Origin of the sequence: Micromonospora sp. DSM 45708, assembly GCF_039566955.1 — a bacterium.
Taxonomy (GTDB): domain Bacteria; phylum Actinomycetota; class Actinomycetes; order Mycobacteriales; family Micromonosporaceae; genus Micromonospora.
In genome coordinates this window covers 6,887,681-6,902,196 of sequence record NZ_CP154796.1, presented here as the reverse complement: position 1 = coordinate 6,902,196, position 14,516 = coordinate 6,887,681, and the positions used below count along the sequence as shown (strand labels likewise).

General features: G+C 74.6%; 11 protein-coding genes and 1 pseudogene. 11 read left to right on the top strand and 1 reads right to left on the bottom strand.

The annotated features are described in order from the left end of the window. The first annotated feature begins 1 nt into the window (after window position 1). The 4 genes from VKK44_RS30370 to VKK44_RS30355 are packed head-to-tail and all read left to right on the top strand — an operon-like array spanning window position 2 to window position 3,149. A complete protein-coding gene (locus tag VKK44_RS30370; RefSeq protein ID WP_343444615.1) occupies window positions 2-496 on the top strand; it encodes a hypothetical protein in 495 nt (164 codons plus the stop codon). Continuing rightward, entirely contained in the window at window positions 493-1,272 is a 780-nt protein-coding gene (locus tag VKK44_RS30365) for a class I SAM-dependent methyltransferase (RefSeq protein WP_343444613.1), read from the top strand. Before VKK44_RS30370 ends, VKK44_RS30365 begins: the two co-directional genes overlap by 4 nt. Before the next feature lie 28 nt (window positions 1,273-1,300). Next, entirely contained in the window at window positions 1,301-2,374 is a 1,074-nt protein-coding gene (locus tag VKK44_RS30360; protein WP_343444612.1) for a radical SAM protein, read from the top strand. Between the two features lie 4 nt (window positions 2,375-2,378). Then, window positions 2,379-3,149 (top strand): class I SAM-dependent methyltransferase, encoded by a 771-nt coding sequence (locus VKK44_RS30355; RefSeq protein WP_343444610.1) that lies wholly within the window; start codon window positions 2,379-2,381, stop codon window positions 3,147-3,149. A 15-nt stretch (window positions 3,150-3,164) separates the two neighbouring features. Here the strand turns inward: VKK44_RS30355 and VKK44_RS30350 are convergent, their stop codons facing one another. Then, a complete protein-coding gene (locus VKK44_RS30350; RefSeq protein ID WP_343444609.1) occupies window positions 3,165-5,201 on the bottom strand; it encodes an aminotransferase class I/II-fold pyridoxal phosphate-dependent enzyme in 2,037 nt (678 codons plus the stop codon). Between the two features lie 119 nt (window positions 5,202-5,320). Here VKK44_RS30350 and VKK44_RS30345 point away from each other — a divergent pair. The 7 genes and pseudogenes from VKK44_RS30345 to VKK44_RS30315 all read left to right on the top strand — a co-directional run. After that, window positions 5,321-5,923 (top strand): annotated as a pseudogene (locus tag VKK44_RS30345) (TetR/AcrR family transcriptional regulator); the annotation flags it as partial. Between the two features lie 127 nt (window positions 5,924-6,050). Beyond that, window positions 6,051-6,845 carry a TIGR03084 family metal-binding protein gene (locus VKK44_RS30340; protein WP_343444607.1) on the top strand — a complete coding sequence of 265 codons (795 nt, stop codon included), beginning with the start codon at window positions 6,051-6,053 and terminating at the stop codon, window positions 6,843-6,845. After that, a complete protein-coding gene (locus tag VKK44_RS30335) occupies window positions 6,842-8,521 on the top strand; it encodes an acyclic terpene utilization AtuA family protein (protein ID WP_343444606.1) in 1,680 nt (559 codons plus the stop codon). The genes VKK44_RS30340 and VKK44_RS30335 overlap by 4 nt, the downstream gene beginning before the upstream one ends. After that, a complete protein-coding gene (locus tag VKK44_RS30330; RefSeq protein ID WP_343444605.1) occupies window positions 8,518-9,657 on the top strand; it encodes an acyl-CoA dehydrogenase family protein in 1,140 nt (379 codons plus the stop codon). The genes VKK44_RS30335 and VKK44_RS30330 overlap by 4 nt, the downstream gene beginning before the upstream one ends. Continuing rightward, window positions 9,654-11,258: an acyl-CoA carboxylase subunit beta gene (locus VKK44_RS30325; RefSeq protein WP_343444604.1), complete on the top strand. Its 1,605-nt coding sequence runs from the start codon at window positions 9,654-9,656 to the stop codon at window positions 11,256-11,258. Before VKK44_RS30330 ends, VKK44_RS30325 begins: the two co-directional genes overlap by 4 nt. Before the next feature lie 8 nt (window positions 11,259-11,266). Next, window positions 11,267-13,294 (top strand): ATP-binding protein, encoded by a 2,028-nt coding sequence (locus VKK44_RS30320; protein WP_343444603.1) that lies wholly within the window; start codon window positions 11,267-11,269, stop codon window positions 13,292-13,294. After that, window positions 13,291-14,454, top strand: coding sequence for an acyl-CoA dehydrogenase family protein (locus VKK44_RS30315; protein WP_343444602.1), 1,164 nt, complete (start codon window positions 13,291-13,293; stop codon window positions 14,452-14,454). Before VKK44_RS30320 ends, VKK44_RS30315 begins: the two co-directional genes overlap by 4 nt. Window positions 14,455-14,516: the final 62 nt, after the last annotated feature.

Genomic DNA, 14,516 nt, shown 5'->3' with positions numbered 1-14,516 from the left:
CATGGCCCGCGTCCTGGTCACCGTCGGCATGGGTCCGTGGCCGTTCGACCGCCTGATCCACGGCGTCGCGCCGCTGTGCGCCGCGCACGAGGTGTTCGTCCAGACCGGCACCTCGACCGTGACGCCGCCGTGCCCGCACGAGGCGTTCCTGCCCCTGGACGACCTGCGGGAGCGGCTGGCCGCCGCCGACGTGGTGATCACCCACGCGGGGAACACCGTCCGCCTGGTCCAGCGGCTCGGCCGGGTGCCGGTCGCGGTGGCCCGGGAGGCCGCGCGGGGCGAGATGGGCAACGACCACCAGGTCGCCTACCTGCGGGACGAGGAGCGTTCGGGCCGGGTGATCGCGGTGTGGGACACCGCCGACCTGCCGGCCGTGGTGGCCGCACACCCCGAGCGGCAACGGCGGTTGCTGGCCGAGCGGCCACTGCCCGGCGCGGTCGACAGCGCTCGGCTGGTCGCCACGTTGGACGCGCTCTGCGCCCGGCTGGTCCGGTGAGCCGGGCCGACGCGGCGACCCGCCGGCAGCCCTTCGCCGCCCATCCCCTGCGGCGCTACGCGTTCGCCTGGTCGGCGCTGGCCGGCCGCACCGGCCGGCACCTCGACCTGGGCTGCGGCCCCGGGGACTTCCTCGCCGTGCTGCACGAGCACGGCACCGTGACCTGCGAGGGCGCCGACCCGCACCCGGGCTACCTGGCCGGCCTGGCCGCCCGTCACCCCGACCTGCCGCTGCACCGGCTGCGGGTCGGTCGACCGCTGCCGTTCGCCGACGGCCGCTTCGACTCGGTCAGCCTGCTCGACGTGCTGGAGCACGTGCCCGACGAGGCCGCGCTGCTCGCCGAGACGCACCGGGTGCTCGCCCCCGGTGGGCTGCTGGTGCTCACCGTGCCGCGCCGGCACGTCTTCAGCTTCCTCGACCCCGACAACGCGAAGTTCGACTTCCCCCGGCTGCACCGTTGGATCTACTCGTGGCGCTTCGGGTCGCGGGTGTGGCACAGCCGGTTCGCCGACCTCTCCGACGACCTGCGCGGGGACATGTCGGTCGGCCGGGACCGGCACACCAACTACCGCACCGCCGACCTGCTCGACCTGCTGCGCGCGGCGGGCTTCACGCCGACCACGGTGACCGGCGCCAACCTGTTCTGGCGGTGGTTGCAGATCCCGGCGCTGCTCACCGGCGGCCCGGTACGCCGCCTGCTGGAGCGCGGCATCCACCTCGACGGCCGGCTGTTCCGCGCGGCCAACCTCTTCGTCGCCGCCCGGCGGCGTCCGTGAGCGTCACCCACACCGCCCGGAGGTGCCCGTGAGCGTCACCGACACCGCACGGCTGGCCTGGTTCTTCGGTCGGCTCGCCGTGAAGGAGCGGGTCGCGCCCCGGCTGCACGTCCGGCCACTGGTCGCCGAGCTGTTCCTCACCGACAACTGCAACCTGCGCTGCACGAGCTGCGGCTGCTGGACCACCAACACCAGGGGTGAGCTGTCCACCGAGGAGTGGCGGGACGTCCTGCGTCAGCTCGTCGCGATGCGCATCCACAAGGTGAACTTCACCGGCGGTGAGCCGTTGATCCGGCCGGACGCGCTGGCCCTGATGGCGTACGCGCACGAGGTGGGCGTACGCCACCTGCACCTGAACACCAACGGCATCCGGCTCACCCCGCCCGTCCTGGCGGAGGTGCTCGCCGCGGGCGTACGCAGCTTCAACGTCTCGGTCGACGGCCCGACGGCGCTGGTGCACGACCGGATCCGGGGCCGGCTCGGCGCGTTCGAGACGACCACCCGGCACCTGCGGCACCTGATCGCGGAGCGCGACCGGCTCGGCCTGAAGGTGCGGATGAACTTCACCGTCATGCGGGACAACGTGGACAGTCTGCCCGGCATCGCGGCGCTGGCCCAGGAGCTGGGCGTGACGCTCTATCTCAACCTGGTCACCGACCGGACGTTCCTGTTCCGCACCGACGCGGTCACCGGGCAGACCGACGTGGCCGGCGACCGGCTCGACGCGGCGCTGGCCGGGTTGGAGGCGATGGCCCGGGCCGACCGCCGGTGGTTGCCGCGCTACTCGGAGCTGCGTTACCTGCGCGGGCACTTCGACGATCTGGTGCAACGCGACCTGCCCTGCGCCGAGTCGCAGCTCAAGCTGATGGTGCACTCCCGGGGCGAGATCGGCGGCTGCTGGGCGCACGACCCGACCGCCTCGGTCCGGCAGCGCCCGATCGCCGAGATCGTCGACGCCCCGGAGTACCGCGCCGAGCATGCGCGGCTGTTCCGCAAGGAGTGTGTCGGCTGCGGCAGCAACTACAGCCTCAACCTGCGCTGGCGGCCGGGCACCTACCTGGCCGACCGGCAGTGGCGGCGCGGGCGGCGCAGCCTTGTCTGAGCCGATGCGCCCGAGCCAGCCGCTGTACGACGCGCTGGCGCCCGGCTACGAGGAGCACTTCGCGGTGCCGCACCGGCGCGCGTACGACGATCTGGCGTGGGAGCGGGTGCGCGCGCTGCTGCCGCCGGACGGTCCGGTGGTGGATGCCGGCTGCGGCGTGGGCCGCTGGGCGCGGCGGCTGCTCGACCTGGGTCATCCGGTGACCGGCGTCGAGCAGGCGTCGGGGATGGTCGCCGAGCTGCGTCGCCGCCCGCCCGGTCCCGGTTTCACGCTGGTCGAGGGCTCGATGACGGAGGTGACGCTGCCCGCCACGGCCGGCGCGGTGCTGGCGATGGGCTCGCTGCAATACACCGCCGATCCCGAGCGGGCGGTCCGGCATCTGGCCGGCTGGTTGCGTCCGGGCGGGGTGCTGGCCGTGCTCGTCGACTCGCTGGTGGGCCTGGTGCTGGAGCTGGTCGGCGCCGGCCGGGACGACGAGGCGGTGGACCGGTTGGCCCGGCGCCGGGGCGTCTGGCGGGCCGACGGGCACGCCGCCGACCTGCACCTGCTGGACCGCGCCCGGTTGGAGGCCGCGTTCGCCGCCGCCGGCCTGGTCGAGGTGCGCAGCGCCGGGTTGCTGGTCAGCGCCGGGCCGCTGGGCCGGGCGGGGTTGGTTGGGCGGCTCGCCGCCGACCGGGACGCGCTGCTGGCGCTGGAGCGCCGGCTGGGCGACGACCCGGTCCTCGCCGACGCCGGCAAGCAACTGCTGGTGACCGGCCGCCGCGCTCCGACCTGACCACCCGCCCCGGGTTCAGCCGAGGCAGCGGCGCAGCGCGGCGACCACCCGTTCCGCCTGCTCCACGGTGAGTTCCGACGACATGGGCAGGGCGAGCGCCTCGGCGTCCAGCCGGTCGGTCACCGGCAGCCGTTCGCCGTCGCCGAGCGGGCCACTGTGGATCGCCGCGAAGTAGGGCTTGGTCTGCACGCCGAGCGCGGCCAGCGCGTCCGCCACCCGCGCCCGGTCGGCGATCCGGGCCACCCAGTGCACCCAGCAGTGCCGGTCCCCGGGGCGGACCTGCTGGAACTCCACCGGGAGGGTGCGGGCGGCGGCGGCGTACACCTCGGCCACCTCGGCCCGGCGGCGGACCAGGGTGTCCAGCTCCGCGAGCTGGTCGACCGCGACGACGGCGTGCAGCTCGTTCATCAGCTCGGAGCGGGTCCAGCCGGCCGGCGAGGCGAGCACCGCCTCGGCGGCGTCGGCGGGCAGCACGAGGGCGCCGCCGGCCCCGCCGGCCGAGACCACCTTGGCGAAACTCATCGAGTACGAGTGGGCCAGCGCCTGCTGTGCCACCGGGCGGCCCCGGTGCAGGCTGCCGAGGGCGGCGGCGGAGTCGGCCAGCAGCGCCACCCCGGCGGGGTCGCAGACCGCCCGCAGGGCCGGGTAGTCGCACGGATTGCCGAAGGTGTCCACGCAGAGCACCAGGCGTACGCCGCCCCCCGCGACGGCGGTGGCGACGGCCGCCGGGTCCAGCGTCCACGTCGCGGCGTCCACGTCAACGAAGCGCAGCGCGTACCCGAGCTGGACCAGGATCTCCGCGGTCGCGGGGAACGTGTACGACGGCAGCACCGCCACGTCGCCGGGGCGGGCCGGGCCGACGGTGGCGGCCACCATGATCCGCAGTGCGGCGGTGCCGGACGCGGTGACCAGCACCCGGTGGTCGTCGTCGAGTTCCAGCTCCTTGCCGAGTTGTTCGGTCAGCTCCCGCGTCCACCGGTTGCCGTGCTTGACCTCGCCGCTGGCGAGCGCCGCCTGCTGGCGGGCGGCCACCAGCTCGGGGTGGGCCGGCGGCGGCGGCACGACGACCGGCAGCGGCGGCCGGAACACGGGTGCCCGGTCGGCGTCCACCGCGTCGACCAGTTCCGCCAGGCGCGGGCGGAGCGGGGGCACGCGGTGGCCGGCGGCGGTGAGCTTGTCGGTGACCACCAGGCCGGAGCTGTCCGGCGTGCGGCGGGGCGTGGTCAGCAGCGGCGCGGACGAGCCGCACAGGTCACGGATCCAGGTGGCGAGGTCGACAAGAGGCACCGGCTCCCCGCCGACGTTCCAGATGCCGGGGCCGATCCCGTCGAGCAGCATCCGGGCGAGGGCGTCGGCGGGCAGGAAGCTGCGTACGGTGTCCGCGGTGACCGGCAGCGGCAGTCCCAGGCGGGCCCGGCGGACCAGCCGGGTGGCGACCCGGTGCTGTCCCGCGCCGAACGCGTTCGCGAGCCGGAGCACGGTCAGCCGGTCGGGGTCGACCGCGTCGGCGACGAGCCGTTCCTGGGCGAGCTTCGCCATCGCGTACGTCCACCGGCCGGTCGGGTCGGCGTCGGCCATGGCCCGGGCCAGCGGGGCGGCCCGCCAGGGCGGGCAGGGCGTCCGGGCCAGTTCGCGGGCGGCGGCGCACCAGCGGTCGATCTCCTCGACGGACCACGGCAGGTCGGGCGCGGTCTCCTCGGTCAGCGGACCGGCCGCGGCGCCGTAGACCTCGACGGAGGAGGTGAGCACCACCTGCCGTCCGGCCAGCCGGGGCAGCAGCCGGGCGGTGCTGATCGCGTTGTCGAGCGGCAGCGTCCAGGGCCGGCGGGGGCGCGGCTGACTCGCGCCGAGCAGCACCACCACGATGCCGGGCGGCAGCTCGGGCGGGTCGTCGACGAGCAGGTCGACGCGGAGCCAGTCCGGAGCGCCGGTGCTCGTCCCGGCCGGCGGGTGCCGGTCCACGGTGGTGACCCGCGCGCCGGCGGCCAGCAGTGCCTCGGCGGTCGCGGTGCCCAGGAACCCGGCGCCGCCGACCAGCACGAATTCATCCATCGTCGTGCCTCCCCGTGAACCGAGCACAGTATCGCGGAACGGACCGTCCGGAGTGTCGGATAGCGGCGGCAGAAAAAGTCAGGCTTGACTGTTTGTTTCCGGGGCGGGACGCTGTCCCCGTGCCCACCGCACCGACCCGCGTCCCGCAGCAGGAGCGCAGCCGCGCCACCCAGGCCCGGCTGCTGGAGGCGACCGTCGAGTGCCTGGTGGAACACGGCTGGTCCGGCACCACGACCACGGTGGTGGCCGCCCGGGCCGGTGTCTCCCGGGGCGCGCAGTTGCACCACTACCCCACCAAGGCCGCCCTGGTCACCGCCGCCGTCGCCCACCTCGCCGAGCGCCGGGCGGCGGAGCTGCGCACCGAGGCGGACGCGCTGCCGGCCGGCCCGCAACGGCTGGACCGGGTGATCGACCTGCTCGGTGTCGCCTTCACCGGGCCGCTCTTCGTCGCCGCCCTCGAACTCTGGGTCGCCGCCCGCACCGACGCCGAGCTGCGCGACGCGCTGGTGCCGCTGGAGGCCACCGTGGGCCGGGAGATGCACCGGCTCACCGTCGAGCTGCTCGGGGTGGACGAGCGCCGCCCCGGCATCCGCGAGGCCGTACAGGCCACCCTCGACCTGCTGCGCGGGCTGGGCGTGGCGAACCTGCTCAGCGACGACTCGTCCCGCCGCACCGCGCTGCTGCGGATGTGGAAGCGCCAACTCGCCACCCTGCTCACCCCCGACGACCCGCCCGGGGCGGGCCCGACCCGCCCCGGCCCGCCCGCCACCGACCCGGCCGCACCCGGGCCGCCCGGCGACGCGCGGCCCTGATCCGAAGCCCTGACCGGCACACCCGCCCGGAGGCACCATGGTCGACGCGACCGCACTGCTCGCGGATCTCACCGCCGAGTCCGACCAGCTCGACGCGCTCGTCAGCGGGCTGCCGCCGGAGGACTGGGCCCGGGACACCCCGGCCGCCGGATGGACCGTCGCCCACCAGATCGCCCACCTGGCCTGGACCGACCACGTGGCCGGGCTCGCCGCCACCGACCCCGACGCGTTCTACGCCTCGGTGCTGTCCGCCCCCGACCCGGCCCGGCTGGTCGACGACGGGGCCGAGTCCTTCCTCGCCCCGCCGCCCGCGCTGCTGGCCCGCTGGCGGGACGGCCGCACCACGCTCGCGGCGGCCCTGGCCGCCACCCCGGCCGGCGAGAAGCTGCCCTGGTACGGGACCCGGATGTCGCCCGCCTCGATGGCCACCGCCCGGATCATGGAAACCTGGGCGCACGGCGAGGACGTCGCCGACGCGCTCGGTGTCACCCGCGCCCCGACCGCCCGGCTGCGGCACGTCGCGCACCTCGGCTTCCGTACCCTCGGGCACGGCTTCGCCGCGCACGGCCGACCGGTGCCGACAGACCCGGTCCGGGTCGAACTCACCGCACCGGCGGGCGACGAGGTCTGGGCCTTCGGTCCGGCGGCGGCGAGCGACCGGGTGACCGGGCCGGCGCTCGACTTCTGCCTGCTGGTCACGCAGCGCCGGCACCGCGCCGACCTGGCCCTGGTCGCGACCGGGCCGGTCGCCGACGAATGGCTGGACGTGGCCCAGGCATTCGCCGGCCCGCCCGGCGGCAAGCGGGAGCCGGCGAGCGGGGTCCACCAGTGAGCGGGGTGCTGCGGGTCGGCAACGCGTCCGGCTTCTACGGCGACCGGTTCGCCGCCTGGCGGGAGATGCTCGACGGTGGCGAGCTGGACGTGCTGACCGGCGACTACCTGGCCGAGCTGACCATGCTGATCCTCGGTCGCGACCGGATGCGTGACCCCTCCCTCGGCTACGCGAAGACGTTCCTGCGCCAGCTTGAGGGCGTGCTCGGCACCGCGCGGGAGCGGGGCGTCACGCTGGTCACCAACGCCGGCGGCCTCAACCCGGCCGGCCTGGCCGACGCGGTCCGGGCGCTCGCCGCGCGGCTCGGCATGGACGTGCGGGTCGGGTACGTCGAGGGCGACGCGCTCCAGCGGCCGGACGCGCTGACCGCGAACGCCTACCTGGGAGCGTTCGGCATCGCGGCCTGCCTCGACGCGGGCGCGGACGTGGTGGTCACCGGGCGGGTCACCGACGCGTCGCTGGCGGTCGGCCCGGCCATCGCCCGCTTCGGCTGGACCCGGGACGACCTCGACGCGCTGGCCGGAGCCACCGTGGCCGGGCACCTGATCGAATGCGGGGCGCAGGTCACCGGCGGCAACTTCAGCTTCTTCACCGAGCTGCCGGACGGCGGCCGGCGTCCCGGCTTCCCGATCGCCGAGCTGCACCCGGACGGCACGTCGGTGCTCACCAAGCATCCGGGCACCGGCGGCGCGGTCACCGTCGAGACGGTCACCGCCCAACTCCTGTACGAGGTGGGCGGCCCGGACTACCTCGGGCCGGACGTGGTGACCCGGCTGGACACGGTGCGGCTGGAGCAGGCGGGCCCGGACCGGGTACGCGTCTCCGGCGTGCGTGGCACGCCCCCGCCGGGCACGCTCAAGGTGGGCGTCAACAACCTGGGCGGCTTCCGCAACTCGATGACGTTCGTCCTGTGCGGGCTGGACATCCCGGCCAAGGCGGCGCTGGTCCGGAGCCAGGTGGAGGACGCGGTCGGCAGCGAGGGGCTGGAGTTCACGCTGGCCCGCACCGACCACCCGGACGCGGCCGACACCGAGGCGGCGAGCGCGCTGCTGCACGTACACCTGCGCGACGGCGACAAGGCGCGGGCCGGGCGGGCGTTCTCGGCGGCGGCGGTGGAGCTGGCGCTCGCCTCCTACCCGGGCTGCACGTTGACCACCTTGCCCGGTGACGCCATGCCGTACGGCGTCTTCACCGCCGACGTGGTCGCGCAGGACGCGGTGGCGCACGTGGCCGTGCTCCCGTCGGGCGAGCGCGTGCCGATCGCCCCGCCGGCCGTGGTGGGTGGTTCGCCGGGGCCCCCTGTTATGCGTCAGGCGTTAACCGGGGGCCCCGCCTTGCACCTCACCCGGCGGGCGCCGCTGGGGGAGGTGGTGGGGGCGCGGTCGGGCGACAAGGGCGGCGATGCCAACCTCGGCGTCTGGGCGCGGACGGACGCCACCTGGGCCTGGCTGCGCGGCTGGCTGACCGTGGCGCGGCTGGCCGAGCTGCTGCCGGAGACCGCCCCGCTGACCGTGGAGCGGTACGAGCTGCCGAACCTGCGCGCGGTCAACTTCGTGATCCGGGGGCTGCTGGGGCCGGGCGTGGCCGCCTCCACCCGGTTCGACCCGCAGGCCAAGGCGCTCGGCGAGCTGCTCCGGGCCCGGGTGGTCGACCTGCCGGCGGAGGTGCCGGCGTGACCATCGTGGACACCCCCGAGCGTCGCCAGCTCCGCGAGCTGACCCGCGCCTTCGTCACCCGGGAGGTGCTGCCGCACCTGGCCGACTGGGAACGGGCCGGTGAGGTGCCCCGGTCGCTGCACCGGACCGCCGCAAAGGTCGGGCTGCTCGGCATCGGCTTCCCGGAGTCGGTCGGCGGCAGTGGCGGCGACCTGCTCGACTCGATCGTGGTCACCGAGGAGATCATCCGCTCGGGTGGCTCGTCCGGGCTGATCGCCGCGTTGTTCACGCACGGCATCGCGCTGCCGCACATCGTCGCCGCCAAGGGCGAGGATCTCATCGGGAAGTACGTACGGCCCACGCTCGCCGGCACGATGATCGGCGCGTTGGCGATCACCGAGCCGGACGGCGGTTCGGACGTGGCCGCCATCCGGACGTGCGCGGTGCGCGACGGCGACCACTACGTGGTGAACGGGTCGAAGACCTACATCACCAGCGGCATCCGGGCGGACTTCGTGACCACCGCGGTCTGCACCGGTTTTCCCGGCTCCGGCTCGCTGAGCCTGCTGGTGGTCGACAGGGGCACGCCCGGGTTCACCGTGGGCCGGCGGCTGGAGAAGCTGGGCTGGCACTGCTCGGACACCGCCGAGCTGTCGTTCGTCGACGTCCGGGTGCCGGTGGCGAACCGGGTCGGCCCGGAGGACACCGCGTTCCTGGCCATCATGCAGCAGTTCGCCACCGAGCGGCTGTCGCTGGCCACCCAGGCGTACGCGACCGCGCAGCGCTGCGTCGACCTGGCGGTGCGGTGGTGCCGGGACCGCGCCACGTTCGGCCGTCCGCTCGCCAGTCGGCAGCTCGTCCGGCACCGGCTGGCCGAGATGCACACCCGTGCCGAGGCGGCCCGCGCGTACGTGCACGAGGTGGCCGAGCGGGTGACCGCGGGGCAGCCGGTGGTGACCGAGGTGGCGATGGCGAAGAACGTGGCGGTGGCCGCCTGCGACCACGTGGTGGACGCCGCGCTGCAACTGCACGGCGGTTTCGGCTACCTGCGCGACGCGGAGGTGGAGCGGCACTACCGGGACGCCCGCATCCTCGGCATCGGCGGCGGCACCACCGAGATCATGAACGAGATCATCGCGAAGGGCATGGGCCTGTGAGCACTGTTCTCCGGAGCACGGTCGACCCGTCCGCGCCGGCCTTCACCGCCAACCGGGAGGCGCTGCTGGAACGCCTCGCCGAGCTGGACGCGGCGCTGGACCAGGCGCGGGCCGGCGGCGGCGAGAAGTACGTGACCCGGCACCACAAGCGGGGCAAGCTGCTCCCCCGGGAGCGCATCGAGCTGCTGCTCGACCCGGACAGCCCGTTCCTGGAGCTGTCGTCGGTGGCCGCGTACGGCACGGACTTCCCGGTCGGTGCCAGCACCGTGACCGGCATCGGCGTGGTCGAGGGCGTGGAGTGCCTGATCGTGGCGAACGACCCGACGGTACGCGGCGGCGCGATCAACCCGTGGTCGCTGGCGAAGACGCGCCGGGCGGGCGAGATCGCGTTGGCCAACCGGCTGCCGATGGTGAACCTGGTCGAGTCGGCCGGCGCGGACCTGCCTTCCCAGGCGGAGATCTTCATCCCCGGCGGGCGGGTGTTCCGCGACCTGACCCGGCTCTCCGCGGCGAAGATCCCCACGGTCAGCGTGGTGTTCGGCAACGCCACCGCCGGCGGCGCGTACGTGCCCGGCATGTCGGACTTCACCATCATGATCCGGGACCGGTCGCAGGTCTACCTGGCCGGGCCGCCGCTGGTGAAGATGGCCACCGGCGAGGTCACCGACGACGAGTCGCTGGGCGGGGCGCGCATGCACGCCGGCACGTCCGGCCTGGCCGACTTCCTCGCCGAGGACGAGCGGGACGGCATCCGGCTGGCCCGGCAGTGCGTACGCCGGCTCAACTGGCGCAAGGGCGGCCCGCCGCCGCGCACCTCCCACCCGCTGCCACCCCGGTACGACCCGGAGGAGTTGCTCGGCATCGCCAGCGCCGACCTGAAGGTGCCGTTCGACCCGCGCGAGGTGCTGGCCCGGGTGCTGGACGACAGCGCGTTCGACGAGTTCAAGCCCGGTTACGGCACGGCGCTGGTGACCGGTTGGGGCGAGCTGCACGGCTGGCCGGTCGGCGTGCTGGCGAACGCGCGGGGCGTGCTGTTCAGCGAGGAGGCGCAGAAGGCGGCGCAGTTCATCCAGCTCGCCAACGCGGCCGACACGCCGCTGGTCTTCCTCCAGAACACGACCGGCTACATGGTCGGCACCGAGTACGAGCAGCGCGGCATCATCAAGCACGGCGCGCTGATGATCAACGCGGTGTCGAACTCGACGGTGCCGCACCTGACGGTCAACCTGGGCGCCTCCTACGGCGCCGGCAACTACGGCATGTGCGGCCGGGCGTACGAGCCGAGGTTCCTGTTCACCTGGCCGAACGCGAAGTCGGCGGTGATGGGGCCGGCGCAGTTGGCCGGCGTGCTGTCGATCGTGGCCCGGCAGGCCGCCGCGGCCCGGGGCCGGGACTACGACGAGGACTCCGACGCCGCCATGCGGATGATGGTCGAGCAGCAGATCGAGTCGCAGTCGGGCGCGTTGTTCCTCTCCGGCCGGCTCTACGACGACGGGGTGATCGACCCCCGGGACACCCGTACCGTCCTCGGGCTCTGCCTGTCGGCGATCCACAACGGACCGGTGAAGGGCGCCGACGGTTTCGGCGTCTTCCGGATGTGAGGGGCTCGATGATCACGAGGTTGTTGGTCGCCAACCGGGGGGAGATCGCCCGCCGGGTCTTCGCCACCTGCCGGGCGCTCGGCGTGCAGACGGTGGCGGTGCACTCCGACGCGGACGCCGACGCGCCGTTCGTCGCCGAGGCCGATCACGCGGTCCGGCTGCCGGGTAACACGCCGGCCGAGACGTACCTGCGCATCGACCTCATCCTGGACGCGGCCCGCCGGGCCGGCGCGGACGCGGTCCACCCCGGCTACGGCTTCCTCGCCGAGAACGCGGAGTTCGCGGCGGCGGTGACCGACGCGGGCCTGACCTGGGTGGGGCCGTCGGCGAAGGCGATCGCCGCGATGGGCGACAAGATGGCGGCCAAGGCGCTGCTCGCCGACGCGGGCGTGCCGATGCTGCCGACCTGGACCGACCCCGAACAGGTCACCGCGTTCCCGGTGCTGGTCAAGGCCAGTGCCGGCGGCGGGGGCCGGGGCATGCGGATCGTCCGCGACGCGGCCGGGCTCGCGGAGGCCGTCGCGGGCGCGCGTCGCGAGGCGGCGGCGGCGTTCGGCGACGACACGGTCTTCATCGAGCGGTACGTCGAGCGCGGCCGGCACGTCGAGGTGCAGATCTTCGGCGACACCCACGGCACGGTCGTGGCGCTCGGGGTCCGCGACTGCTCGATCCAGCGCCGGCACCAGAAGATCGTCGAGGAGGCGCCCGGGGTGCTGCCCGACGACGTGCGCGCCAAGCTGCACGAGGCGGCGGTGGCGGCCGGCCGGGCGGTCGACTACGTCGGCGCGGGCACGGTGGAGTTCCTGCTGGCGCCGGAGGGGCAGGTGCACTTCCTGGAGATGAACACCCGCCTCCAGGTCGAGCACCCGGTCACCGAGCTGACCACCGGCCTGGACCTGGTGCGGCTGCAACTGCTGGTCGCCGAGGGCGAGCCGCTGCCGCAGCGGGCCACCGACGCGTCCTGGATGCGCGGTTGTGCCATCGAGGTACGGCTCTGCGCCGAGGAACCGGCCCAGGGTTTCCGCCCGGCCACCGGCACGCTGCACCGGTTCGCGATCCCCGGGGTGGACCGCGAGTTCGGCAACCTGGCCCGCGCCGGGCTGCGCCTGGACTCCGGCGTGGTGGACGGCTCGACGGTGAGCGTGCATTACGACTCGATGCTGGCCAAGCTGGTCGCCTGGGCGCCCACCCGCGCCGAGGCGGCCCGGGCCCTGGCCGGCGCGCTGGCCCGGGCCGAGCTGCACGGCGTCGCTACCAACCGGGACCTGCTGGTCCGGGTGCTGCGCAGCGGGGAGTTCGCCGCCGCCGACGTGGACACCGGCTTCCTGGACCGGCACCCCGAGGTCTTCGCACCGCTGCTGCCGGCCGACCAGCTTCCGCTGGCCGCGCTGGCGGCGGCACTGGCCGGGGCCGCCGCGCGCCGGGCCGCCGCCCCGGTGCTGGCCGGGCTGCCGTCGGGCTGGCGTAACGTCCCGGCCGTCCCCCAGGTCACCCGCTTCACCACTCCCGATGGCGACCTGGAGATCCGCTACCGCCTCACCCGCACCGGCACCCTCGCCGAGTGGGAAAGGCGGGGCCCCTTCTCAACGCCTGGAGTAGAGCAGGGGCCCCCGGTCAACACCGAGCCGGAACCGCCGGTGGAGCTGGTGTCGGCCGAGCCGGACCGCGTGGTGCTCGACGTGGACGGGGTGCGGCGGGCGTTCCGCGTACACCGGGTGGGGTCGTCGGTCTTCGTGGACGGCCCGGACGGGGCGACGAGCCTCACCGAGCTGCCGCGACTGCCCCGGCCCACCGCGGAGCTGCCGGCCGGGTCGCTGCTCGCGCCGCTGCCCGGCGCGGTGACCCGGGTGCACGTCGAGGTCGGCCAGCGGGTCGCCGCCGGTGACCTGCTGCTGACGCTGGAAGCGATGAAGCTCGAACATCCCGTGCTCGCCCCGGCCGACGGCGTGGTGGCGGAGCTGCCGGTCGCGCCCGGCGGCCAGGTGGAGACGGGCGCCGTGCTGGCCGTGGTCGACCCCGAGGAGGACCCGCAGTGAACTTCGACCTCACCGAAGAACAGGACCAGCTCCGCGACGCGGTACGCGCGCTGGGCCGCAGGTACGGCCACTCCTACTTCGTGTCCAAGGCCAAGTCGGGCGAGCACACCACCGAGCTGTGGCACGAGGCCGGCCGGCTCGGCTACCTCGGCGTCAACATCCCCACCGAGTACGGCGGCGGGGGCGGCGGCATCACCGAGCTGGCGCTGGTGTGCGAGGAGCTGGCCGCGGCGGGCTGCCCGCTGCTGCTGCTCGTGGTCTCCCCCGCCATCGCCGCCACCGTGATCAACAAGCACGGTACGGAGGAGCAGCGCAAGCGGCACCTGCCCGGCCTCGCCGACGGCTCCCAGAAGATCGTCTTCGCGATCACCGAGCCGGACGCCGGGTCGAACTTCCACCGCCTCGCCACGGTGGCCCGCCGCGACGGCGACGACTGGCTGCTCACCGGCCGCAAGGTCTACATCTCCGGCGTCGACGAGGCCGACCACGTGCTGGTGGTGGCCAGGACCGAGGACGCCTCCTCCGGAAAACTCAAGCCGGCGCTGTTCCTCGTGCCGACCGACGCGCCCGGCCTGGAGAAGTCCAAACTGGACATGGAGATCCTGTCGCCGGAGAACCAGTTCCAGCTCTTCCTGGACGACGTGCGGCTGCCCGCCGACGCGCTCGTCGGCGAGTCGTTGGCCGCCGGCCTGCCGGCGCTGTTCGCCGGGCTCAACCCGGAGCGGATCACGGTCGCCGCGATGGGCGCCGGCACCGGCCGCTACGCCATCGAGAAGGCGTCGGAGTACACCGCCACCCGCAAGGTCTGGGGCGGGCGCTCGATCGGCTCGCACCAGGGCGTGTCGCACCCGCTCGCGCACGCCGCCGTCCAGGTGGAACTGGCCCGGCTGATGATCCACAAGGCAGCCACGCTCTACGACGCCGGGCGCGACCTGGAGGCCGGCGTCTCCGGCAACATGGCCAAGTACGCGGCCGGCGAGGCCGCCGCGCTCGCCGTCGACACCGCCGTCCAGGCGCTCGGCGGGGCCGGCATGACCACCGAGTACGGCGTGGCGACGCTGCTCGGCGCCGTGCGCGCCGGCCGGATCGCCCCGGTCAGCCGCGAGATGATCCTCAACTTCGTCGCCCAGCACGTCCTGTCCCAGGACAAGTCCTACTGACCTGGGTGTCTCCGGCCCCGTACGACAGCCATGGCGTCCCACCCGAGTGGTCGGGGAGACTG

What these genes read in the sequence shown, in the direction of transcription:
- VKK44_RS30355 (WP_343444610.1), top strand. Translation starts at nt 2,379, where the DNA reads ATGCGCCCGAGCCAGCCGCTGTACGACGCGCTGGCGCCCGGCTACGAG.
- VKK44_RS30340 (WP_343444607.1), top strand. Translation starts at nt 6,051, where the DNA reads ATGGTCGACGCGACCGCACTGCTCGCGGATCTCACCGCCGAGTCCGAC.
- VKK44_RS30320 (WP_343444603.1), top strand. Translation starts at nt 11,267, where the DNA reads ATGATCACGAGGTTGTTGGTCGCCAACCGGGGGGAGATCGCCCGCCGG.
- VKK44_RS30350 (WP_343444609.1), bottom strand. Translation starts at nt 5,201, where the DNA reads ATGGATGAATTCGTGCTGGTCGGCGGCGCCGGGTTCCTGGGCACCGCG.
- VKK44_RS30370 (WP_343444615.1), top strand. Translation starts at nt 2, where the DNA reads ATGGCCCGCGTCCTGGTCACCGTCGGCATGGGTCCGTGGCCGTTCGAC.